Source organism: Nocardioides rubriscoriae, from assembly GCF_008087085.1.
GTDB classification, from domain to species: domain Bacteria; phylum Actinomycetota; class Actinomycetes; order Propionibacteriales; family Nocardioidaceae; genus Nocardioides; species Nocardioides rubriscoriae.
Genome location: NZ_VIYJ01000003.1, coordinates 400,304 through 421,420 on the forward strand (window position 1 = coordinate 400,304; position 21,117 = coordinate 421,420).

General features: G+C 73.2%; 24 protein-coding genes. 17 read left to right on the plus strand and 7 right to left on the minus strand.

The features are described 5' to 3' along the window. The first annotated feature begins 23 nt into the window (after positions 1 to 23). The 5 genes from dapE to FZC61_RS08590 are packed head-to-tail and all read left to right on the plus strand — an operon-like array spanning position 24 to position 3,414. Positions 24 to 1,109 carry a succinyl-diaminopimelate desuccinylase gene (gene dapE / locus FZC61_RS08570; protein WP_148613716.1) on the plus strand — a complete coding sequence of 362 codons (1,086 nt, stop codon included), beginning with the start codon at positions 24 to 26 and terminating at the stop codon, positions 1,107 to 1,109. Then, positions 1,106 to 1,834, plus strand: a complete 729-nt coding sequence (locus FZC61_RS08575) for an LOG family protein (protein ID WP_246142602.1) — start codon at positions 1,106 to 1,108, stop codon at positions 1,832 to 1,834. The genes dapE and FZC61_RS08575 overlap by 4 nt, the downstream gene beginning before the upstream one ends. After that, positions 1,831 to 2,196 carry a DivIVA domain-containing protein gene (locus FZC61_RS24035; RefSeq protein ID WP_425465813.1) on the plus strand — a complete coding sequence of 122 codons (366 nt, stop codon included), beginning with the start codon at positions 1,831 to 1,833 and terminating at the stop codon, positions 2,194 to 2,196. Before FZC61_RS08575 ends, FZC61_RS24035 begins: the two co-directional genes overlap by 4 nt. A 13-nt stretch (positions 2,197 to 2,209) precedes the next feature. Then, a complete protein-coding gene (locus FZC61_RS08585) occupies positions 2,210 to 2,635 on the plus strand; it encodes a hypothetical protein (protein ID WP_148613717.1) in 426 nt (141 codons plus the stop codon). Next, complete coding sequence (locus FZC61_RS08590; RefSeq protein ID WP_148613718.1) at positions 2,635 to 3,414, plus strand: M14 family zinc carboxypeptidase; 780 nt, start codon at positions 2,635 to 2,637, stop codon at positions 3,412 to 3,414. Before FZC61_RS08585 ends, FZC61_RS08590 begins: the two co-directional genes overlap by 1 nt. A gap of 591 nt (positions 3,415 to 4,005) precedes the next feature. Here the strand turns inward: FZC61_RS08590 and FZC61_RS08595 are convergent. Then, positions 4,006 to 4,812, minus strand: a complete 807-nt coding sequence (locus tag FZC61_RS08595) for an enoyl-CoA hydratase/isomerase family protein (RefSeq protein WP_148613719.1) — start codon at positions 4,810 to 4,812, stop codon at positions 4,006 to 4,008. 226 nt (positions 4,813 to 5,038) lie between these two features. Between FZC61_RS08595 and FZC61_RS08600 the strand changes: the two genes are divergently transcribed. Genes FZC61_RS08600 through FZC61_RS08610 form a run of 3 tightly spaced genes read left to right on the plus strand, consistent with a single transcriptional unit; the run spans position 5,039 to position 7,148 of the window. Then, on the plus strand, positions 5,039 to 5,206 hold the full coding sequence (locus FZC61_RS08600; protein ID WP_091024313.1) for a DUF3117 domain-containing protein: 168 nt from the start codon (positions 5,039 to 5,041) through the stop codon (positions 5,204 to 5,206). After that, positions 5,203 to 6,813, plus strand: coding sequence for a leucyl aminopeptidase (locus FZC61_RS08605; protein ID WP_148613720.1), 1,611 nt, complete (start codon positions 5,203 to 5,205; stop codon positions 6,811 to 6,813). Before FZC61_RS08600 ends, FZC61_RS08605 begins: the two co-directional genes overlap by 4 nt. After that, complete coding sequence (locus tag FZC61_RS08610; RefSeq protein ID WP_148613721.1) at positions 6,810 to 7,148, plus strand: hypothetical protein; 339 nt, start codon at positions 6,810 to 6,812, stop codon at positions 7,146 to 7,148. The genes FZC61_RS08605 and FZC61_RS08610 overlap by 4 nt, the downstream gene beginning before the upstream one ends. Before the next feature lie 20 nt (positions 7,149 to 7,168). On the opposite strand, the gene FZC61_RS08615 is transcribed toward FZC61_RS08610, so the two are convergent. Beyond that, positions 7,169 to 7,834, minus strand: a complete 666-nt coding sequence (locus FZC61_RS08615; protein ID WP_148613722.1) for an O-methyltransferase — start codon at positions 7,832 to 7,834, stop codon at positions 7,169 to 7,171. A gap of 180 nt (positions 7,835 to 8,014) precedes the next feature. On the opposite strand from FZC61_RS08615, the gene sigE reads away from it, so the two are divergent. The 3 genes from sigE (at position 8,015) to FZC61_RS08630 (ending at position 10,557) form a co-directional block, all read left to right on the plus strand. After that, positions 8,015 to 8,635 (plus strand): RNA polymerase sigma factor SigE, encoded by a 621-nt coding sequence (sigE, locus tag FZC61_RS08620; protein WP_246142603.1) that lies wholly within the window; start codon positions 8,015 to 8,017, stop codon positions 8,633 to 8,635. Continuing rightward, positions 8,632 to 9,120 (plus strand): zf-HC2 domain-containing protein, encoded by a 489-nt coding sequence (locus tag FZC61_RS08625; protein WP_148613724.1) that lies wholly within the window; start codon positions 8,632 to 8,634, stop codon positions 9,118 to 9,120. Before sigE ends, FZC61_RS08625 begins: the two co-directional genes overlap by 4 nt. A gap of 99 nt (positions 9,121 to 9,219) precedes the next feature. Then, positions 9,220 to 10,557: a S1C family serine protease gene (locus FZC61_RS08630; RefSeq protein ID WP_148613725.1), complete on the plus strand. Its 1,338-nt coding sequence runs from the start codon at positions 9,220 to 9,222 to the stop codon at positions 10,555 to 10,557. 4 nt (positions 10,558 to 10,561) lie between these two features. Here FZC61_RS08630 and FZC61_RS08635 read toward each other — a convergent pair whose 3' ends face one another. Then, a complete protein-coding gene (locus FZC61_RS08635) occupies positions 10,562 to 10,807 on the minus strand; it encodes a helix-turn-helix domain-containing protein (protein WP_148613726.1) in 246 nt (81 codons plus the stop codon). 99 nt (positions 10,808 to 10,906) lie between these two features. Here FZC61_RS08635 and FZC61_RS08640 point away from each other — a divergent pair, with 99 nt between their 5' ends. Together FZC61_RS08640 and FZC61_RS08645 are read left to right on the plus strand one after the other, a co-directional pair. Next, a complete protein-coding gene (locus FZC61_RS08640) occupies positions 10,907 to 11,605 on the plus strand; it encodes a hypothetical protein (RefSeq protein WP_148613727.1) in 699 nt (232 codons plus the stop codon). Next, positions 11,602 to 12,834 (plus strand): CpaE/TadZ family protein, encoded by a 1,233-nt coding sequence (locus FZC61_RS08645; protein WP_148613728.1) that lies wholly within the window; start codon positions 11,602 to 11,604, stop codon positions 12,832 to 12,834. The genes FZC61_RS08640 and FZC61_RS08645 overlap by 4 nt, the downstream gene beginning before the upstream one ends. A gap of 746 nt (positions 12,835 to 13,580) precedes the next feature. On the opposite strand, the gene FZC61_RS08650 is transcribed toward FZC61_RS08645, so the two are convergent. Together FZC61_RS08650 and FZC61_RS08655 are read right to left on the minus strand one after the other, a co-directional pair. Next, positions 13,581 to 14,924, minus strand: coding sequence for a hypothetical protein (locus FZC61_RS08650; protein ID WP_148613729.1), 1,344 nt, complete (start codon positions 14,922 to 14,924; stop codon positions 13,581 to 13,583). A gap of 7 nt (positions 14,925 to 14,931) precedes the next feature. Next, positions 14,932 to 15,378 (minus strand): hypothetical protein, encoded by a 447-nt coding sequence (locus FZC61_RS08655; RefSeq protein ID WP_148613730.1) that lies wholly within the window; start codon positions 15,376 to 15,378, stop codon positions 14,932 to 14,934. Between the two features lie 190 nt (positions 15,379 to 15,568). Between FZC61_RS08655 and FZC61_RS08660 the strand changes: the two genes are divergently transcribed. Genes FZC61_RS08660 through pruA form a run of 3 tightly spaced genes read left to right on the plus strand, consistent with a single transcriptional unit; the run spans position 15,569 to position 19,050 of the window. Then, positions 15,569 to 17,032 (plus strand): WS/DGAT/MGAT family O-acyltransferase, encoded by a 1,464-nt coding sequence (locus FZC61_RS08660; RefSeq protein WP_148613731.1) that lies wholly within the window; start codon positions 15,569 to 15,571, stop codon positions 17,030 to 17,032. Further along, the gene (locus tag FZC61_RS08665; RefSeq protein ID WP_148613732.1) at positions 17,029 to 17,367 is read left to right on the plus strand and encodes a DUF6912 family protein; all 339 of its coding nucleotides are present in this window, start codon (positions 17,029 to 17,031) and stop codon (positions 17,365 to 17,367) included. Before FZC61_RS08660 ends, FZC61_RS08665 begins: the two co-directional genes overlap by 4 nt. A gap of 54 nt (positions 17,368 to 17,421) precedes the next feature. Beyond that, positions 17,422 to 19,050, plus strand: a complete 1,629-nt coding sequence (pruA, locus tag FZC61_RS08670; protein WP_148613733.1) for an L-glutamate gamma-semialdehyde dehydrogenase — start codon at positions 17,422 to 17,424, stop codon at positions 19,048 to 19,050. Between the two features lie 168 nt (positions 19,051 to 19,218). Here pruA and FZC61_RS08675 read toward each other — a convergent pair whose 3' ends face one another. Further along, positions 19,219 to 20,298 (minus strand): alkene reductase, encoded by a 1,080-nt coding sequence (locus FZC61_RS08675; RefSeq protein ID WP_148613734.1) that lies wholly within the window; start codon positions 20,296 to 20,298, stop codon positions 19,219 to 19,221. 99 nt (positions 20,299 to 20,397) lie between these two features. Between FZC61_RS08675 and FZC61_RS08680 the strand changes: the two genes are divergently transcribed. Beyond that, the gene (locus tag FZC61_RS08680; RefSeq protein ID WP_148613735.1) at positions 20,398 to 20,595 is read left to right on the plus strand and encodes a hypothetical protein; all 198 of its coding nucleotides are present in this window, start codon (positions 20,398 to 20,400) and stop codon (positions 20,593 to 20,595) included. Here FZC61_RS08680 and FZC61_RS08685 read toward each other — a convergent pair. Then, positions 20,580 to 21,065, minus strand: a complete 486-nt coding sequence (locus FZC61_RS08685) for a DUF2505 domain-containing protein (RefSeq protein WP_148613736.1) — start codon at positions 21,063 to 21,065, stop codon at positions 20,580 to 20,582. The two genes, FZC61_RS08680 and FZC61_RS08685, sit on opposite strands and share 16 nt — an antisense overlap. Positions 21,066 to 21,117: the final 52 nt, after the last annotated feature.

Genomic DNA, 21,117 nt, shown 5'->3' on the forward strand with positions numbered 1-21,117 from the left:
GGATGGCTGGTTGACTGTGGTGCGTGCCCCTCGACCTCACCGCCGACGCCGTCACCCTCACCCGTCAGCTGGTCGACATCGAGTCGGTCAGCCAGGACGAGCTCGCGATCGCCGACGCCGTGGAGGCCGCGCTCTCGACGCTGCCCCACCTCACCGTCGTACGCCGCGGCAACACCGTGGTGGCCCGCACCGACCTCGGGCGTGCCGAGCGCGTGGTCATCGCCGGTCACCTCGACACGGTGCCGCTCAACGACAACCTGCCGAGCCGCCTCGACACCGCGACCGGGCTGCTGCACGGGCTCGGCACCTGCGACATGAAGGGCGGCGACGCGGTCATCCTGCGCCTGGCGGCGACCGTGCCCGAGCCCGACCGCGACGTCACCTACGTCCTGTACGAGTCCGAGGAGATCGACGCGGAGTTCAACGGCCTCAACAAGCTCTCCCAGAGCGATCCCGACCTGCTCGCCGCCGACTTCGCGATCTTGATGGAGCCGTCCGACGGGGTGGTCGAGGCGGGCTGCCAGGGCACGCTGCGCGTCGAGGTGCGCACCACCGGCGAACGCGCCCACTCGGCCCGCTCCTGGAAGGGCGTCAACGCCATCCACGGCATGGCCGACGTGCTCGTGCGGCTGCAGGGCTACCAGGCCCGCCGCCCGGTGATCGACGGGCTCGAGTACCACGAGGGCCTCAACGCCGTGGCGATCCGCGGCGGGGTGGCCGGCAACGTGCTGCCCGACGAGTGCGTGGTCGAGGTCAACTTCCGCTTCGCCCCCGACCGCAGCGAGGCCGAGGCGGAGGCGTTCGTCCGCGACTTCTTCGCCGGCTTCGACGTCCGCCTCACCGACACCGCGTCCGGCGCGCTCCCCGGCCTCGACCGACCGGCGGCCCGGCAGTTCGTCGAGGCCGTCGGTGGGGTGGTCAACCCCAAGTTCGGGTGGACCGACGTCGCCCGCTTCACGGTCCTGGGGGTGCCGGCCGTCAACTTCGGCCCCGGCGACCCGATGCTGGCCCACAAGCAGGAGGAGTTCGTGCCGGTCGCCCAGATCGAGCACTGCGAGCGCGTCCTGCGCACCTGGCTCGGTGCGGGTGCGGACGGGGGCCCGGCGTGAAGTCGAAGGCCAAGGGGCCCGTGATCCAGCGCCGCGGGCAGGTCGACGGCACCACCACCGACCAGCGGCTGCTCGACACCCGCGGTCCGAGCGACTGGGTGCACACCGACCCGTGGCGGGTGCTGCGCATCCAGGCCGAGTTCGTGGAGGGCTTCGGTGCTCTCGCGCACCTCGGACCGGCCGTCTGCGTCTTCGGGTCCGCGCGCACCCCGGCCGACCACCCGTCGTACGCCCAGGGCGAGGAGGCGGGCCGCAAGCTCGTCGAGGCCGGCTTCGCGGTGATCACCGGCGGCGGGCCCGGGGCGATGGAGGCGGCCAACAAGGGCGCCAGCGAGGCCGGTGGCCTCAGCGTCGGGCTCGGCATCGAGCTGCCCTTCGAGTCCGGGCTCAACGAGTGGGTCGACGTCGGCATCAACTTCCGCTACTTCTTCGTGCGCAAGACGATGTTCGTCAAGTACAGCCAGGGCTTCGTCGTGCTGCCGGGCGGGCTCGGCACCCTCGACGAGATGTTCGAGGCGCTCACGCTGGCCCAGACCCAGAAGGTCAGCGCGTTCCCGGTCGTGCTCATCGGCACCGACTACTGGTCGGGGCTGCTCGACTGGCTGCGCGGCACCGTGCTGGCCGACGGCAAGATCTCCGCGACCGACCTCGACCGCCTCGTGGTGACCGACGACGTCGACGAGGCGGTCGCCCTCATGAGGGCCGCGCGCGAGGAGTCGTCGTGACCTGGTTCTTCGGCATCGTGGTCGTGCTGGCGCTGGGCGGCATCGCCCTGGTCGCGTCCGGGCGCGGCGCCCCGATGGTCGACGAGTACGACGACCGCCCCGACGCCCTGGTGCCCCCGACCGGCGACCTCGGGGCGGCCGACCTGCGGCAGGTGCGCTTCTCCCTGGGCCTGCGCGGCTACCGGATGTCGGAGGTCGACACGTTGCTGTCGCGGCTGGCTGCGCAGCTCGAGGCGCAGGCCCAGCAGGCCCAGCAGGCCCCGCCGGCGTACGAGCAGACGTCGGAGCAGGAGCCGGTCGTGCTCGACAAGCCGACGCAGGACTCCCCGGAGAGCCGAGGGGACGACCGCCCTCCCGGGTGAGACACTGCCGGGCGTGTCCCCGGTCATCGTCTACGTGCTCACCGTGCTGGCAGCGGTCGTCGTGCTGCTCACCCGGCTGCGCCTGCGGCGTGACCGCGAGGGCGCGGGGCGGGCCGAGATCGCCCGGGGCCCGGTCGCCGTCCACACCGTCGTCGGCACGCTGGCCGTGGTCACCTGGGGGTCGTTCCTGGTCACCGGTGACCAGGTCTCCGAGGGTGCCTCGACGCTGCTCGGCCTCGTGGGCCTGGTGCTGTGGTGGGTCGTGGCCCTGGCGGGCCTGCTGATCCTGATGCGCTGGCTGCCGACCCGGGGGCGCCACGCCTCGAGCGCCGTCGAGGACTCGTGGTCCTCCGGCCCGGGCCTGTCGATGCTGGGGCACCTCGGGATGGTCGTGGGGGTGCTCGTGTTCACCTACGCCTACCTCGTCAAGGCCGTGTGATGCTGCGCCGGTGCGTCGGCCCGCTCCTGCTGGTGCTGCTCGCCGCCGGTCTCGTCGTACCTGCTGGCCCGGTCCCCGTGGCCGCGGCCCGCGAACCGGCCGCCTTCGAGCAGCGCGTGCTGGGCCGCTCGGTCTCGGGGCGCCCGATCGTCGCCTACCACCTCGGCGACCCCGACCAGCCCGGCGTCGAGACGGTGGTGCTGTTCGCGACGATGCACGGCAACGAACCGGCGCCGCGCCGGGCCCTGCGCGCCCTGGTCGACGGGCCGACCGTCGTCGGCCTCGACCTGTGGGTCGTCCCGGTCTACAACCCCGACGGGCTCGCCGCCGGCAGCCGCCGCAACGCCCGCGGCGTCGACCTCAACCGCAACTTCCCCTACGCCTGGGCCGACCTCGACGGCAGCTACGAGTCCGGGAGCGGACCCGCCTCCGAGCCCGAGACCCGCGCGGTCATGCGCTTCCTGCGCCGCGTCGACCCCGACTGGGTGCTCAGCTTCCACCAGCCCCTCCACGGGGTCGACACCGACACCAAGCGCCGCGCCTTCGCCCGCCGCGTGGCCCGCACCCTCGGTCTCCCGACCCGCACCCTCGACTGCGGCGGCGTCTGCCACGGCACCATGACGGGCTGGTGCAACCACCACTTCCGCGGCACGGCGCTCACCGTCGAGTACGGCGCCGCGCCGTCGCGCCGACGGATGTCGCGCGTCGTCCCCGACCAGGTCCTGCGGATCTTCGGGGCCGGGCGCGGGGTGCGGTCGTTCGCGCCGGTCGAGCCCTAGGCCGCGCCGCACGGTGGTCGAGAGGCCGCCCCACGTCCGTCACCCCACGGTGGTCGAGGAGGTCGCCCGCGACCGTCTCGAGACCACACCAGGCCGCACCGGGAGGCCTTCTCGTCCCGGGTCTCACGGGGTCCGGGTCGGGCGGCCGCGCGCGTAGCCGATCGCGTCTCGGCGTCAGGGACGCTTCGCGCCGCTGCGCGGTCGCTGCGCGATCCTTGACCCCGAGCCTCTCGCGATCGGCTGACGGCGCGCTGTCGGCGACGCCTCGCACGCTCGGCGCGCCGCCGCTGGCGCGGCCGCCCGACCCTCGGGTGCCCCTTGAGCCACGGTGGTCACACCGGGACGCTGAACCTGGGGCGGGGCCGCTGAAATTTCAGCGGCCCTGTCACGCCTTAGCGTCCCGGTGCAACAGGTGGGACAGGTGGTGTGAGTCTCGGGTCGTCCGCGCCGACGAGGGCGCGGCTTGCCGCTGCCCGCGATGCCAGGCACGCGGACGACCCGACGGGCCGAGACCTCCGACGGGCCGAGACCTCAGGCGAACCGAGACCTCAGGCGAACCGAGACCTCAGGCGAATCGTCCCGACGTCCGCCTCAGCGCCCCTCGAAGACCGGCTTCTCCTTCGCGACGAACGCGGCGACGGCGGCCTGGTGGTCGGCGGTGGCCCCGGTCTTGGTCATCATGGCGCTCTCGAGCTCGAGGGCCTCGGCCATGGTGACGCCGGCGGCGTACGACACGGATCGTCGGATCGCGCCGAGGGCGACGGTGGGGCCGGCGGCCAGGCGCGCCGCCATCTCGCCGACGACGGCGGCCAGGTCGGCCGCGGGCACCACCTGGTTGGCCAGGCCCAGCTCGAGGGACTCGTCGGCCTTGACGGTGCGCGGGAAGTAGAGGAGCTCCATCGCCTTGGCGCGCCCGACCAGCAGCGGCAGGTGGTAGGAGGCGCCGGTGTCGCACGACAGGGCGACGTTGGCGAAGGCGAGGTTGAAGCCGGCGGTGTCGGCGACGATGCGCAGGTCGCAGGCGAAGGCCAGCGACGCGCCGGCCCCGGCGGCGACGCCGTTGACGGCGGCCAGGACGGGCTTCTCCATCGTCGCGAGCGCGGTGACGATCGGGTTGTAGTGCTGGTCGACGGTGGTGAAGAGCTGGTCGCTGCCGCCGTGGTGGAGCAGGTGGATGTGCTCCTTGAGGTCCTGGCCGGTGCAGAACGCGCGACCGGTGCCGGTCAGCACGACGCACCGGGCCGCGGGGTCGTCGGCCACCCGGGTGACGATCTCGAGCAGCAGCTCCTTGGTCGCGATGTCGAGGCTGTTCATCGCGTCGGGGCGGTTGAGGGTGATCGTGGCGACCCCGTCGGTGAGGTCGAGCAGCACGGGGGAGTCGTCGGAGCCGGCAGTCATGACAGGGGAGTCTGCCACCCGGTCCCCGCGGTCACACGGGGCTCCCGCCGGCGATCTCGTGCGGATCCCACAGGGCTCCCGCGGGGCTCTCGCGCGGCTCTGGGAGCCGACCGCCGAGCGGCGACGGGCGGTGGTGGTGCGACGGCGCGCTCCCATGGGGGATAATGGTCGCCACACGAGCACGACAGTGTCGTCCTGCTCCGCCACGACATGGAAGAGGTGCCGCATGGCGGCGATGAAGCCACGGACGGGTGACGGTCCGTTGGAGGTCACCAAGGAAGGCCGCGGCATCGTGATGCGGGTGCCCCTCGAAGGCGGTGGCCGCCTCGTGGTCGAGCTCAACGCGGAAGAGGCCGGCGCCCTCGGCGACGCCCTCAAGAACGTCGTCGGGTGACCAGGGGCGCCCCGTCCCCCGTCCGGCCGACCCTGCCCAGCCAGGTCTCACCACCTGACGTCGCGCTGACCCGGCAGCCGCTCCACGCCCTCACCGGCGTCGACGTGATCGCGATCCCGGTGCTGCCGGGTGACCCGGCCGACCCGGCTGACGCGGTCGAGGGCGAGCCCCTCGCGCCGCTGCTGGGGCCCGGGGCCGCCGAGGTCGGCGACGACCTCGGGCTCGACCTGGTCGCCATCGCCGAGGCCTCACGGGCCACCGGCGCGGTCGGCGAGGTCGTCACGGTCCCGGTGCCGCTCGGGGGGCCCGACAACGCCGACCTGCGCCTGGTGCTGCTCGTCGGCGTCGGCCAGGCCACCCCGACCGACCTGCGTCGCGCGGGTGCGGTCGTGGCCCGGGCCACCCACGACCGTGCGGGCGTGGCCACGACGATCGCCTCGCTCGACGCCGAGCACGGCATCGAGGCGTTCGTGGTCGGCGTCATGCTCGGCTCGTTCGGCTTCTCCTGGCGCTCCTCCGCGCCCGAGCACGTCCCGGTGGCCCGCGTCGTCCTGGCCGGGCTCCCGGCCTCGGCCGACGAGGTCGACCGTGCGGCGCTCGACCGGGCCGTCGCGCTCGGGGGCGCCGGATGGCGCGCCCGCCAGCTCGCGACCGTGCCGTCCAACCTCAAGAACCCCGCCTGGCTGGCCGAGCAGGCCCAGGAGCTCGCCACCGAGGCCGGGCTCGCCTGCCGCGTCTGGGACGACGAGCAGCTGCGGGCCCAGGGCTTCGGCGGCATCATCGGCGTCGGCCAGGGCTCGGCGACCCCGCCGCGGCTGATCCGCCTCGACTACACGCCGTCGCGCAGCAACCGCCGTACCCCCACAGTCGTCCTGGTCGGCAAGGGCATCACCTTCGACACCGGCGGCATCTCCATCAAGCCGGCCCAGGGCATGTCGACGATGAAGCGCGACATGACGGGTGGCGCCGTCGTCCTGGCCACGATGGCCGCGCTCGCCGAGGTCGGCTGCCCGGTCAAGGTGGTCGGTCTCGTGCCCGCCGCCGAGAACGCCGTCTCCGGCAGCGCCACCCGTCCCGGCGACGTCCTGCGCCACTACGGCGGCCGCACCTCCGAGGTCATCAACACCGACGCCGAGGGCCGCCTGGTCCTCGCCGACGCCCTCGCCTACGCCGTCGCCGAGCTCTCCCCGGCCGCGATCGTCGACGTCGCCACGCTCACCGGTGGCGTCAAGGTCGCCCTGGGCCAGCAGGTCGGCGGCCTGTTCGCCACCGACGACGCGCTCGCCGACGCCCTCCTGGGCGCCGGCGACGACGCCGGCGAGCCGTTCTGGCGCCTGCCGCTCCACGCCGCCTACGAGGACAAGCTGGCCTCCAAGGTCGCCGACGCCGACAACGCGCCCTCGGGTCCGCAGGCGATCATGGCCGCGCTGTTCCTCCAGCACTTCGTGGGCGACGTGGCGTGGGCCCACCTCGACATCGCCTCGGTGGGCGACGCCCCCGACGACGACTACGAGTGGTCCGCCGGTCCCACCGGCTTCGGTGCCCGCGCCCTGCTGACCTGGCTCGGCTCGCCCGACCCGCTCGCCGGGGTGGGAGCCACGTCGTGAGGTCGCTGACCATCCGCTGGTCGCTGGCCGACGCGCCTGCGGGGGTCGAGGCCGAGCTGGCGTCGTACGTCGAGTCGACGTCGCACGCGCGCTTCACCGGGATGGCCGGGCTGTGCTTCAAGACCTGGCGGGTGCGCCCAGGCGAGTGGTTCGAGGGGTTCTACGTCTTCGCCTCCGACCAGGCGCGCGCCGAGTTCCAGCGCACCTTCACCGAGGGCGTCGCCGACGCGGCCGGCACCCGCATCATCGGCAGCGAGCCGGTCCTGATCGAGGCGAGCGAGGTCGTGGCCGTCGCCGAGGGCTGGGACGGCTTCCAGCCCGCCGCTCGCGCCTGACGCCTGCGGGGCGTCCCCGGTCAGGGGTGCTCGGGCTGCCACTCCTTCTTGGCGAGGAGCAGGCCGTCACCGACGGGCAGCAGCAGCGGGACCAGGCCCTCGTGCTCGAGCACGGCACGGGTCAGGTCGCGCACAGCGACGGTCTCCTCGTCGCGCTGGGCCGGGTCGGCGACCCGGTCGTGCCACAGGGCGTTGTCGAACACCACGACGCCGCCAGGTCGCAGCAGGCGCAGCGCCTCGGTGAGGTAGGCGGTGTACTCGGTCTTGTCGCCGTCGACGAAGACGATGTCGTAGTGGGCGTCGGTGAGGCGGGGGAGCACGTCGAGGGCCGAGCCGGGGATCGTGCGCACCCGCTGCGCGGCGATGCCGGCCTCGGTGAAGGCCTCGCGCGCCAGCCGCTGGTGCTCGGCCTCGAGGTCGACGGTGGTGAGGACCCCGTCAGGGCGCATGCCCCGCAGCAGCCACAACCCCGAGACGCCGGTGCCGGTGCCGATCTCGACGACCGCACGGGCCTCCAGCACCGAGGCCAGGAACCGCAGCGCCGCTCCGCCTCCGCTGCCGATCGCCGCCACCCCGACCTCGACGGCACGCTCGCGGGCCGCCGCGAGGACGTGGTCCTCGGCGACGTAGGTCTCGGCGAAGGTCCAGGACGTCGCGGCGATCGGTGGGGTCGGCGTGCTCGGCATGGACGCACGCTATCGCCCGTACGCCGCCCGACCCGGGAACACGGGCCGCTGGTCGCTCGTTGATCGAGGCGTGATCACGACCGTGCTCACAGCGGCCGCAGGGCTCACAGCGAAACCTCAGCCGTGCCCGCTACCGTCGATCAGACCCGGATGCCGACCTCGCGACCCCACGTGCGACCGATGCGACGAAGGACGACCGTGACCCACACCGATCCCCTGCCCCAGCAGGGTGTGCCCACCTGGGACGAGATCGTCGAGCGCCACTCCGACCGCGTCTACCGGCTCGCCTACCGCCTGACCGGCAACCGCCCCGACGCCGAGGACCTCACGCAGGAGGTGTTCGTGCGCGTGTTCCGGTCGCTGTCGTCCTACACCCCCGGCACCTTCGAGGGCTGGCTGCACCGCATCACCACCAACCTCTTCCTCGACCAGGCCCGCCGCAAGCAGCGCATCCGCTTCGACGCCCTCTCCGACGAACGCGCCGCCCGGCTCTCGAGCCCGTCCCCGGCCCCCGAGACCGCCTACGCCGACCGCACGTTCGACGACGACGTCGAGCGGGCCCTGGCCACCTTGCCTCCCGACTTCCGGGTCGCCGTGGTGCTCTGCGACGTCGAGGGGCTGACCTACGACGAGATCGCCGAGATCCTCGGGGCCAAGCTCGGCACCGTCCGCTCCCGCATCCACCGCGGCCGCGCGATGCTGCGCGCCGCCCTGGCCCACCGGGCCCCGACCGAGGGGCGCGCCCGCTACTCCGGCCCGACCCCCACGCCCGAGACCGTGGGAGAGGGGCGGGGCCGATGAGCATGGTCAACGGCGGTCACCTCGGACGCCGGGTCAGCGACCTCCTCGACGGTCGGCTGCCCCCCGCCGAGGCCGATGCGGCCTGGGCCCACGTCCACACCTGCCACGCGTGCCGCGACGACGTCGAGCGCGAGGGGTGGGTCAAGACCCGCCTGTCGAGCCTGTCCTTCGACGACGGTCCGGCGGCCTGCGCCCCCGACCACCTCAAGGGCGCCCTGCTCGGCATGCCGCCGGGCGACTGCTTCCTGGCCGGTGCCCCCTCGCACGACGTGGACAACCGGACCCGCTCGCGCCGCGGCATGGTGGGCATCGCCGCCCTCGGTGGCGGCGCGGCCGGTGCGGCCGTGATGGGGGTGCTCGCGCTCGGCACCTCGGCGCCGGCCGACATCCCGGTGCCGGAACGGCGCCTGCAGCCAGTCATGCACGTGACCCCCAGCCCGCAGTCGCCGCGCACCCAGACCCCGGTCCGCCTCGACGATCGCTGAGCGGCTCGGGCCGGCCCGGGTCGGCCCGGGTCGGCCCTGGTCACAAGGTCATCCCACACGGGTGGCGACCGATCACCGCCCACCAGGGATGATGACACCGTGACCGACCACGATCCCGACCGTCGCGACCAGGCGGCCCCGACCGAGCCGCCGGTCGACCAGGTGCCGGACGCCCACCCGGTCGCCCAGCCGGTCGCCCCTTCGGTCGCCCAGCCGGCCGCGCCGCTGTGGGCGCCTCCGTCGGGTCCGCCCGCGACGGCTCCGATCCAGCCGTGGGCCGACTACGCCCGCCGTACGCCGCCCGACGGCGGGGCCGGTGCCGGCACCCCGACCAGTCACCGCGCCCGGCCGGGCGCCTGGATGTGGCCTGCGGTGGCGCTCCTGGCGCTGGTGGTCGGGCTGGTCGGCGGGGTCGCCGGCAGCGTGCTGCGCGACGACGTCGCCGGTGACGCGCCGTCGCCGTACCAGGGCCTGTCCGACGACGACGTCGTCGAGCTGCCCCCGGTCGCGGTCGGCAGTGTCTCGGCGGTGGCCCAGGCCGTGCTGCCCAGCACCGTCCAGATCGTGGCCCAGTTCGACGGTCAGGACGGCGGCGCGACGGGCTCCGGCTTCGTGCTCGACAAGTCCGGCCACGTCATCACCAACAACCACGTGGTGGCCTCCGCGGCCGAGAACAACGGGCCCGTCCAGGTCGTCGACCAGGACGGCAACTCCTACGAGGCACGCATCGTGGGTCGCAGCCCCGTCTACGACATCGCCGTGCTCGAGCTGCCCGACGACGCCGACCTGCCGCCGGCCTCGCTCGGGGCGTCACGCCGGCTGCGCGTGGGCGACGGCGTGGTCGCCATCGGCTCGCCGCTGGGCCTGAGCGCGACCGTCACGGCGGGCATCGTCAGCGCCCTCAACCGTCCGGTGTCGACCGGCGAGACCACCGACGACACCTCGTACATCAACGCGGTGCAGACCGACGCCGCCATCAACCCCGGCAACTCCGGCGGGCCCCTGGTCAACCTGCGCGGGCAGGTGGTCGGGGTCAACTCGGCGATCGCGACCAACGGCGGCGCCACCAACGGCGAGGCCGGCAACATCGGCGTGGGCTTCGCGATCCCGGTCGAGCAGGTGCGCATCACCGCCGACCAGATCCTCAAGACCGGCCAGGCGCGCTACCCGGTGATCGGCGCGAAGGTCGGCGGGACCGACGCCGGCGACGTCGTCGGGGCCAAGCTCCGCGAGGTCCTGGCCGACACGCCTGCCGACGACGCCGGCCTCGAGGAGGGCGACATCGTCACCCGGGTCGACGGCCAGCGGGTCGTCGACGGCATCTCGCTGATCGTCAGCATCCGCACCCACCAGCCGGGGGAGCAGATCGAGTTCACCTACGTCCGCGACGGGCAGGAACGCACCGCGACCGTCGAGCTCGACTCCGAGGTGGGCTGACGCGTCACTCCGCCTCGGCGTCGACGACGTCGTCGGCGAACGGGTGCTCGTCGACGAACTCCCGGGTCGACTGGTAGGCCCGGGCGATGTAGTCCTCGAGCTTGGTGGCCTCGACGCGCCACTGGCCGCGCCCGCCGATCTTGATCGCCTCGAGCTCGCCGCGACGCACCATCGCGTAGACCTGGGCGCTGGAGGTGTTGAGCACCTCGGCGACGTCGGCGAGGGTGAGGAAGCGCGGAGTGCCGGCCATGGGCCCATCGTCGCACCTCACCCACCCCACCGGTCACCGCCGTCCCGTGCCTGTGGAGGAACGGTTTTCTCGGCGGCCCTCGCCGACGATGATGTCGGCGTGGCCAGGAATCTCGGGACCCCTGGCGGCCAGGTGCCGCCCGCCGTCCGTACGTCGTCCCCCGGCTGGCGCGATCCCCGTCTGTGGGTCGGGGTCGCGATCGTCGCGGCGTCGGTGCTCGTGGGCACCCGCGTCCTGGCGTCGGCCGACGACACCGTGCAGGTCTGGGTCGTCGCCGACGACGCCCCCGCCGGTCAGGAGCTCGACCCTGCCGATCTGCAGGCGCGGCGCCTGCGCTTCGCCGACGCGGGCGAGCTGGAGCGCTACTTCGAGGTCGGCGCTGACCTGCCCGACGCGTTGACCCTGGTGCGACCCGTGGGCGCGGGCGAGCTGTTGCCGCGCTCGGCGATCGGCGAGCTCGACGAGGCCGGCACCGTCACGATCTCGATCGCCGTCGACCCGCTGCTCGTGCCGAGCAGCATCGGGGCCGGCGCGACGGTCAACGTCTACGTCGACGGTGAGGGCGACCCGGGTGACGTCGCCGCGTCGGGGGCGGGGGCGGGGGCCGGTCCGCGGGACGCCGGGGTCCCCGCGCTCGAGGAGGTGCGCGTCGTGGCCGCGCCGCAACCCGACGACTTCGGAGCCGGGGGCGACCGTCAGGTCGAGCTGGCGGTCCCGGCCGACGACGTCGCGGCGTTCTACCGGTTGCTCGGGTCGTTGACCACGCCGGTCGTCTCGCTCGGCCAGGTGGGTCGGTGATCGTCGTCCTGGTCGTCGCGTCGGGCGCCGACTGGGAGTCGCAGGCCCTGGCCGTGCTCGCCGCGCACCCCTCGACGGTGGTGCTCAAGCGCTGCGTCGACGTCGACGACCTGCTCGCCGCCGCGTCGTCCGGCCAGGCCCAGGCCGCCGTGCTCGGGCTGGAGTCGCGAGGACTCGACGCCGACGCGGTCGCCCGCCTGGTCGGGCACGGCGTGCACCCCGTCGCCGTGGTGGCCGACGACCAGGCCGAGAGCGGGCCGGCCCGGGCCGGGCGGATCGGCATCCGTGCCGTCGTCCCCGTCTCCGGCCTCGCCGGCCTCGCCGACGCCGTCCTCGCGGCCGGGCTGGGTCCGCGCCCGACGACCGCGCCCGGGGGTCCGGGGCGTGGTGCCGGGGCCGATGCGGGTCCGGCCGACCCCGGCGCCGCTGCCGGGCCGGCGCGGGCGGGCCGGGTGGTCGCCGTCTGGGGGCCGGCCGGTGCGCCCGGGCGCAGCACCGTGGCGTGCGCGATGGCGGCCGAGCTCGGTCGTCGGGGTCGCACGATCCTCGTCGACGCCGACCCTTACGGCGGGTCGCTGGGCCAGCAGCTCGGCGTGATGGACGAGGTCTCGGGGCTCCTGGCGGCCGCCCGGCTCGCCACGGCCGGTCAGCTCGACGAGCGGTTCGCCACGGTGCAGCGCGGCCTCGACAGCCGGCTGTCGGTGATCACGGGGCTGCCCCGGCCCGACCGCTGGTCGGAGGTCCGCAGCGGCACTATCGAGCACGTCCTCGAGCTCGGCCGCGCCCACGGTGACGTTGTCGTCGACACCGGCTTCAGCCTGGAGGGCGACCCGACCGGTGACCTCGGCGGCCGGCCGGGCCGCAACCAGCTGACCCGCGGCGCCCTCGAGGTCGCCGACGAGGTCGTGGTGGTCGGGGCCGCCGACCCGGTGGGTCTCTCCCGGCTCGCGCGCGGCCTGGTCGACCTGCGTGACCTCGTCGGCCCGGTCCCGGTGCACGTCGTGGTCAACCGGATGCGCCCCACCCTCGGCTGGTCGGAGAAGGAGGTCGCCGGCATGGTCGGCGGGTTCACCCGCCTGGCGAGCCTGCACTTCCTGCCCGACGACCGTGCCACCGTCGACCGCGCGCTGGTCGCCGGCCGCACGCTCCTGGAGTCGGGGGAGTCCGCCCTCACCAAGGCGGTGGCGGGCCTGGTCGCGGGGGTCATGGCCGGCGTCGAGGTCGGGTGACCGCTGGGCGGGCGGCGGTGAGGTAGCCACCATTCCGGGCCTGTCGCCGGCGCGAACGGTGGCTGACGCACCGCCGCAGGGTGCCGCACTGGGCCCTCGCTTCGACCTCCTGGCGTGCGTCTGCGATGTGCGCGCTGTAGGCGGCATGGTCGAAAGCAGCCCTCCTGGCGGTATGACCGGGCGGAGCCCGGTGGGCGGCAGAGTCGGGCGCCCACGGCGGTTGAGGTGCGAGGCCGCCCGCGGCCGAGCCTCGAAACCACCTCAGCCGGCGCTGCCAAGGCGGGCACGAGTTGGCAGGGTCGCTCACCGGGTCTCGAGGCTCCTCGCTAGCGCTCGTCGCACCTCGACCACCGTGTGGGAGCGCGCCGACCTTCGGCAGAGTCGGGTGGTTCGACCTCCGACGCATCAAGCGAGGTCCACGTGAACCTGGTGCACGCGATCCTCGCCTGATCCTGATCGACGACGGCGTCGGGTGGATGAGCGCCACGACATGACTTGGGGTTCGTGCCATCCGGTGGCACGAACCTTCGGTGCTGACCTCTCGAGCCTGGGCACACGTCGTCAGCGGAGGATCCTCGGCGCCACTGGCCGACGTTCCTCCACCGTCCGACACGGGTGGGCGGCGTCGTTCACCAGGTCTCGAGGCTCGGGCCCAGCAGCCCTCGCACCCCGACCACCGTGTGGGTGCCCCCGTCTGACGAAGGCCCGACTCCCAGCACAGGGGCGCTGCGTCCGACCCCTCGCCCTCAGGAGCTGAACAGCAGGAACAGCCCGCCGGAGGTGAACCCGACCATCGCGATGAGCAGCGGCAGCTGACCGGTGAGCTGGTGGCGGGCGGGGAGCAGTCGCAGGGCGCGGTCGTGCGCGACGATGGCGGCGACGACGTGCCCGACGACCACGGCGCCGACCTTGATGCTGGCCAGCAGGGTCGGGTGGTAGGAGAGCCAGGTGAGGTCGGACCAGTCGCCGGTGCCTAGGTAGTCGGAGCCGTCGCTGAACGGGTCGCTGGCGAGCACGAGGGTGCGCGAGCCGACCTCGACGAAGTAGCTGAGGTAGTGGGCGAAGACGTAGCCGATGACGATCGGCACGACCGAGATGGCGTATTGGTTGGGCAGGTCGCGGCGTGACTGGCCGGGGCCGACCCCGGTGAGCATGCAACCGACGGCGAAGATGCCCATCGCGCCGAGGCAGAACAGCAGCAGGGTCAGGTTGTTGAGCAGGTAGCCGCTGACGTCGGTGCCCTGCAGGAAGCGCACGTAGGTCGGTGACTCGCCGAACGAGTCGAAGCCGGTGCTGCCGAAGAGGACCCCGACGACGGCGAGCAGCCCGGGAAGGGTCGGGGTGCAGACGAGGTTGGCCAACGGGCTGCGGACGAGGAGCTCGCCGTCGCGCACCGCCCAGATCGACGCGCGGCCGACCAGGGTCGAGTAGACCTCGAAGGGGTCGGCCCGCTCGTAGAAGACGTTGCCGAACAGGGCACCGCCGACCAGCATCGCGGCGACGTAGATCGCGAACCACAGGCGCACCGGGCTGAGCTCGGTCGAGTAGGGGTAGACCAGCTCCAGCCACACGAAGGCCAGCAGGCCGAACGCCGCGGGCCAGTAGCCCAGTCGCGGGGAATAGCGGTAGAGCCCCTCGTCCGGGTCGCTGCCGGCGATCCGGGCGAACAGCAGGTTGATCGTGCGGACCGGGCTGATCGCCTTCCAGAAGGGACCGAAGAGCAGCGACATCGGCACGATGCCGACCCAGAGCCAGACGTAGACGATGCCGAAGAACGGGTTGATGACCTTGTCGACCCCGAGGACCGCGACCATCGCGGTGTAGAGGAACAGCACCATCCCGAAGACCCGCAGCGCGATGCCGAACGCCGGGTGGGCGACCAGCCGGGCCACCACCACGGGGGCGGGACGTCCGCTGGTCTCCTCGGAGTAGCGCGGCGTGCGCCAGGCCACGGCCAGGACCGTGAACGAGACCACCAGGGCGGCGACGGCGCCGGCGATGGCGAGGTTGAGCGAGATGGGGAGGTCCTGCTGGCCACCGATCCCGTGGGCCGAGAGGTCTCCGGTGGACGCGGCGAGCCGGGGGGTCACCGGTGCGTCACTGCACCTTGAGCTCGACGATCGGGGCGTCGATCGGCTCGTGGAACTCGATCTCGACCAGACCGGGACGGTCGAACGTCAGCTCGATCGGGTCGTTGGTGCCCGCGACGAAGTCGAAGTACTGCTCGGGCGAGGAGTGCACGTGGATCTCGCCGGGGCGGTCGGCGGTGATGACGAGGTCGACGGGCTTGCCGAGGTCGACGTCGACGCGGTCGCCCGCGGGGGTGCCCGTGTCGCCCTCGAGCGTGATCGCGATCGTCTGGGCGGCGTCGGGCTCCTCGGTGCTGCTCGTGGCCGAGCCGCCGGGCCTGGAGGTGCCGCCGGGGCTGGAGGTGCCATCGGCTCCGGGGGTGTCCGTGCCGCTCGTCCCGCCGTCGTCGCCGCAGGCGGCGGTGAGGGCGAGCACGGACAGCAGGACGGCGGCGGCGCTGAGACCACGGCGCATGAAGGGGACCCTTCTGGCTGGACGACAAGTGGGAGTGAACGAGGACGACAGGCTGGACGGGTGCCGGGCAGCGGGGCGTCCTCTGCGAGAATCCCACGGTGGACCAAGGGGCTCGACGGCGACCTGCCGGCGAGTGACGTGGGCCGCACGACGGTCAGCGTCGACCGGATGGGGACGGAGAGGTGACGGCATGAGTGAGCGGCTTCGGGCGCGCGACCTGGCCTTCCTGACGGCCGAGACGATGACGGCGCCACGCCACAACGCGACCGTCGAGATCTTCGAGCCCGGCGAGTCCGGCTTCGACCACGACCGGTTGCTCGCCCTGGTCACCGACCGGATCTCCTTCGTGCCGCGCTACCGCCAGCGGCTGCTCGAGGTCCCGGGTGGGCTGGCCAACCCGGTGTGGGTCGACGACGAGCACTTCGACCTCGGCTACCACGTACGCCGTTCCGCGCTGCCGCGCCCGGGCACCGACGACCAGCTGCGCGAGCTCGTGTCCCGCATCGTGTCGCGCCGGCTCGACCGCAACCGTCCGCTCTGGGAGATCTACGTCGTCGAGGGTCTCGCCGGCGACCGCGTCGCGCTGCTCTACAAGAGCCACCAGGCGCTGGTCGACGGCGTCCACACCGTCGACCTGGGGCAGCTGCTGCTCGACATGACCCCCGAGCCCAAGACCCTCGACCCCGACGACTGGGTGCCGCGCTCGGCGCCGTCCGCCGTCGGACTGGTCGCCGGCGCCGTCGCCGACTCGGTGACCTCGCCCCGCACGATCGTCGAGACCGCCAGCGTCGCGGCCGGGTCGGCGCTGCGCACGGCCGACCGTGCCGGCAGCCGGGCCCGCTCGGTGGCCCAGGCGCTGACCGGGCGCCGTCCCAAGCGCCGCGGGCCCGTGGTGGGCCCGCTCTCGCAGCACCGGAGGGTCGTGACCGTCGAGACCCGGCTGGGTGACTACCGCCGCATCCGCGAGGTCCACGGCGGCACCGTCAACGACGTGATCCTGACGACCCTCACCGGGGCGCTGCGCGCGTGGTTGATGACCCGGGCCGAGTCGCTCGGCGGGTTGCGCCAGCTGCGCGCCGTCGTCCCGGTCTCCGTGATCGACGACGAGCTCGAGGCGACCTCGCTCGGCACCCAGATCGCTGCTCACTTCGTCGAGCTGCCGATCAGCGAGGCGAGCCCTCTGGTGCGGCTGCACCAGGTCAGCTACTCCTTCCAGGCCCACGCCGAGACCGGTCGCAGCGTCGCCGCCAACCGCCTGGCCGGCATCGCCGGGTTCGCCCCGACGACCTTCCACGCGATCGGGTCGCGGGTCGCCTCCGACGAGCTGCGCCGCGGCTACCACCTCAGCGTCACCAACGTGCCGGGCCCGCAGTCGCCGCTCTACGCCGCCGGTGCGCGGATGGTCGCCACCTACCCCGTCCCGCCCCTGCACGAGGGGCACCCGCTGGCGATCGGCGTGACGTCGTACGACGGCAAGGTGTTCTACGGCCTGACCGCCGACCGCGACGCCCTCCCCGACGCCGACCTGCTCGGCACCTGCATCACCGAGGCCCTCGACGAGCTGCTGGCCACGACCACGGCCACCCGTGCCCCGCGCGGGCGCAAGCGGGCCGCGGTGCGGAGCCCCAAGCGCGCGGGCAAGAGCGACGAGTGACCCGCGTCTACCTGCCGACCACCCTCGACCGCCTGCGCGAGGCCTGGGCGTCGGGCACGCTCGAGCCCGGTGACGACGTCGTGGTCGCCGAGGGCGACGACGAGGAGTCCGAGTACGACGCCCTGATGACCGCCGCCGACGCGTCGGCCGAGCTGTTGTCCGGCGCCGGGCGTCGGGTCGTGGTCGTCGCCGAGGTCGGCTCCCCGGAGCACCCCGTGCCGCTCAAGCGTGTCGTCGCCGTCCACGCCGACCCCGCCGACCGCCCGGCCGACGCCGACCCCGACGACGACCTCGCCTGGTACGCCACCCAAGAGGTCCCCGACCTCCTGTCCTGATCCCCTCCCGCCGCCGACTCGGCGTGACGGACCCACCTCAGTAGGGTCGGGCGCATGGACGCGATCACCACCCCACCGGCTCCCATCAACGAGCCCAACCTGACCTACGCGCCCGGCAGCCCCGAACGGGTCGCCCTGGTCGCGGAGATCGACAAGCTCGAGCGCCGCCAGCACACCTTCAAGGCCCACATCAACGGCCGCAAGCGCAACGGTGGCGGCGAGGAGATCAAGGTCGTGCAGCCGCACGACCACCAGCACGTGCTCGGCACGCTCAAGAACTCCACGACCAAGGACGCCGAGGCCGCGGTCAAGGCGAGCCTCGACGCCGCCCACGACTGGCGCGCGATGTCCTTCGACGAGCGCTGCGCGATCATCCTCAAGGCCGCCGACCTGCTCGCCGGGCCCTGGCGCCAGCGGCTCAACGCCGCCACGATGCTCGGGCAGTCGAAGACGGCGTTCCAGGCCGAGATCGACGCCGCCTGCGAGCTCATCGACTTCTGGCGCTTCAACGTCCACTACGCCAAGCAGATCCTGCACGACCAGCCGATCGCCAACAGCCCCGGCGTGTGGAACCGCACCGACCACCGTCCGCTCGAGGGCTTCGTCTACGCGATCACGCCGTTCAACTTCACCGCCATCGCCGGCAACCTGCCGACCGCGCCGGCGCTGATGGGCAACACCGTGGTGTGGAAGCCCAGCCCCACCCAGCAGCTCGCCGCGTCGCTGACGATGGAGCTGCTGGAGGAGGCCGGCATGCCGCCGGGCGTCATCAACATGCTCCCCGGCGACGGCCTCGACGTCTCCAAGGTGGCCCTGACCCACCGCGACCTGGCCGGCATCCACTTCACCGGCTCGACGCCGACCTTCCAGCACCTGTGGCAGACCATCGGCACCAACATCAGCGGTTACCGCTCCTACCCGCGCATCGTCGGCGAGACCGGCGGCAAGGACTTCATCGTCGCCCACCCGTCGGCCGACCCCGACGTGCTGCGGGTCGCGATGATCCGCGGCGCGTTCGAGTACCAGGGCCAGAAGTGCTCGGCGGCCTCGCGCGCCTACGTGCCCCAGAGCCTGTGGGCCAAGATCAAGGACCAGCTGATCGCCGACACCGAGAACCTCTCGATGGGCGACGTCACCGACCTGTCGCACTTCATGGGTGCGGTCATCGACGACCGCGCGTTCGCCAAGCACGTGGCGGCGATCGCCCGCGCCAAGCGCACGCGCGGCCTCGAGATCGTCGCCGGCGGCCAGACCGACGACTCGGTCGGCTACTTCGTCCGTCCGACCATCATCACCGCGACCAACCCGGCCGACGAGGTGTTCACCACCGAGTACTTCGGCCCGATCCTCGCCGTCCACGTCTACGACGACGAGCGCTGGGAGCAGGTCGTGGAGCAGCTCGAGGGCGTGTCGTCGTACGCCCTCACCGGCGCGGTGATCAGCCAGGACCGCGCCGCGATCGCCTGGGCCCGCAAGACCCTGCGCTTCGCCGCAGGCAACTTCTACATCAACGACAAGCCCACCGGCGCCGTCGTCGGCCAGCAGCCCTTCGGCGGCGGCCGCGCGTCGGGCACGAACGACAAGGCCGGCGCCGCGGTCAACCTGATGCGCTGGTCGTCACCGCGCTCGATCAAGGAGACGTTCGTCCCGCCGACCGAGCACCGTCACCCGCACCAGGGCTGACGGCACGCCGCGAGGCACGGTCGGCGAGCCGGGGACAGCCGCAGGTCGAGCGCGGCCGAGACCACCGCAGCGTCACTCCGACCTGACCGAGGGGCCAGGGCAGGAGGTCGGCTGCGGTGGTCTCGAGGCTCGTCGCCGGGGCTCCTCGCACCTCGACCGACGAGAGGATCAGCCGGCGAGCGTCGGGTAGTCGGTGTAGCCCTTGGCGCCCGGGGTGTAGAAGGTGTCGGGGTCGGGCTCGTTGAGCTCGGCACCGGTCGCCCACCGCTGCGGCAGGTCGGGGTTGGCGATGTAGGCGCGACCTACGGCCACGGCGTCGCCGAGGTCGTCGTCGAGCAGCGCCTGGGCGCTCTCACGCGTCGTCACGTCACCGAAGCCGGTGTTGATGATGAACGGGCCGCCGAAGTCCTTGCGGATGCGCAGCACCGTCTCGCTGCGCGGGTCGGCGGACAGCACGCTCACGTAGGCCAGGCTGAGCGGCGCGATCGCCTGGGTCAGCGCGGCGTACGTCGCCTCGACGTCGGCCGGGTCGTCCTCGGTGCAGCCCTGGATGTTGTGGGCCGGGGACATCCGGATGCCGACGCGGTCGGCCCCGATGGCCTCGGCGACCGCGCGGGTCACCTCGATCGCGAAGCGGGCCCGGTTCTCCGGGGAGCCGCCGTACTCGTCGGTGCGCTGGTTGGAGCCGGGCGCGAGGAACTGGTGGATGAGGTAGCCGTTGGCGGCGTGGACCTCGACACCGTCGAGACCGGCCTCGATCGCGTTGCGGGCGGCCTGGACGTACTCCTCGACGACCCCCGGGATCTCGGCGAGCTCGAGCGCACGCGGCACGGGGTGCGGCTGCATGCCGCCCTGGACGGTGAACATCTCGCCCGGCGCGGCCAGCGCGCTCGGGGCGACGGCGCCGAGGCCGTGCTTGTTGTCGGGGTGCGAGACGCGGCCGGCGTGCATCAGCTGGGCGACGATGCGCCCGCCCTTGGCGTGCACGGCGTCGGCGATGCGACGCCAGCCCTCGACCTGCTCGGGCGAGTGCAGGCCGGGCGTGTTGCTGTAGCCCTGGCCCACCGCGCTGGGCTGGGTGCCCTCGGTGATGATCAGCCCGGCGCCGGCGCGCTGGGAGTAGTACTCGACGGCCAGGTCGCCGTGGACGCCGTTCTCGTCGGCGCGGCTGCGGGTGAGCGGCGCCAGGACGATGCGGTTGGGGAGCGTCCAGGCTCCGACGGTCAGCTCGTCGTACAGATCGGGCACGGGGACTCCTCGTGGTTCGGGTGTGGGACCCGAGGAGAACCCCGGCAGGGGCGGTCGGTGTTCCGTGAGTCATCTCACCGGTGCAGAATCGTAGGGGTGATGACCCCGTTGCACCTGGGCGCGATGCACCCGGTCGAGCAGGCGCTGACGCTGCTGCTGGCGTTCGGCCCGTTCGTCGTGCTCGGCGTCGTGGTCGTCGTACGACGGCGCGCCGACGAGCGGGCGGAGCGGGAGTCCGCGGAGAACGAGCAGGCGCCCGAGGTGGCCGGCGAGGGTCAGGACTACCGCGCCAGGTAGTCGCGCCCGACCTTGTACTCGGCCTTCAGGGCCTTGAGCAGCAGGTCGCCGATGAGGCTCTCGAGCTTGCCCGCGACCAGGGGGATCTTGACCTTGATGGTGAGGTCGACGGCCTCGAGGGTGCCCCCGGCGTCGGTGGGCGCGAGCGTGACGGTGCCGGACATGTCGCCGGGCTTGCCGGGGATCGTGACGGTGATGTCGGCGTGGGTCAGGCTCGACCAGCTCTCCTCCTGCACGATGTTGGTCTCGTCGCCGACGATCTTCTTGGCGAACGACGGCACCCCGGCGGTCGGCTGCATCTGGTCGACCTTGACCTTCTTGGTGTCGCCGGCCACCTCGACGGTGGCCTCGACCTGGGTGACGCCCTGGAAGCGGCACACGTCCTCGCGGAAGGTCGGGTCGGCGAGCATCGCCGCGACCGTCTCGACCGGGGCGTCGTAGGCCATCTCGTAGCGGATCGACTTGGGCATGCGGGAGGTCTCCTCGGACTGGGGTGGGCTGGAGCGGGAGGGCGGAGCGAGG

Bases quoted from the DNA above. Each gene is read 5' to 3' on its own strand.
- FZC61_RS08635 (WP_148613726.1), bottom strand. From the start codon at position 10,807: ATGGCCGGCACTCCGCGCTTCCTCACCCTCGCCGACGTCGCCGAGGTG.
- FZC61_RS08590 (WP_148613718.1), top strand. From the start codon at position 2,635: ATGCTGCGCCGGTGCGTCGGCCCGCTCCTGCTGGTGCTGCTCGCCGCC.
- FZC61_RS08600 (WP_091024313.1), top strand. From the start codon at position 5,039: ATGGCGGCGATGAAGCCACGGACGGGTGACGGTCCGTTGGAGGTCACC.
- FZC61_RS08625 (WP_148613724.1), top strand. From the start codon at position 8,632: ATGAGCATGGTCAACGGCGGTCACCTCGGACGCCGGGTCAGCGACCTC.
- FZC61_RS08685 (WP_148613736.1), bottom strand. From the start codon at position 21,065: ATGCCCAAGTCGATCCGCTACGAGATGGCCTACGACGCCCCGGTCGAG.
- FZC61_RS08595 (WP_148613719.1), bottom strand. From the start codon at position 4,812: ATGACTGCCGGCTCCGACGACTCCCCCGTGCTGCTCGACCTCACCGAC.
- FZC61_RS08680 (WP_148613735.1), top strand. From the start codon at position 20,398: ATGACCCCGTTGCACCTGGGCGCGATGCACCCGGTCGAGCAGGCGCTG.
- FZC61_RS08655 (WP_148613730.1), bottom strand. From the start codon at position 15,378: ATGCGCCGTGGTCTCAGCGCCGCCGCCGTCCTGCTGTCCGTGCTCGCC.
- FZC61_RS08660 (WP_148613731.1), top strand. From the start codon at position 15,569: ATGAGTGAGCGGCTTCGGGCGCGCGACCTGGCCTTCCTGACGGCCGAG.
- pruA (WP_148613733.1), top strand. From the start codon at position 17,422: ATGGACGCGATCACCACCCCACCGGCTCCCATCAACGAGCCCAACCTG.
- FZC61_RS08615 (WP_148613722.1), bottom strand. From the start codon at position 7,834: ATGCCGAGCACGCCGACCCCACCGATCGCCGCGACGTCCTGGACCTTC.
- sigE (WP_246142603.1), top strand. From the start codon at position 8,015: ATGCGACGAAGGACGACCGTGACCCACACCGATCCCCTGCCCCAGCAG.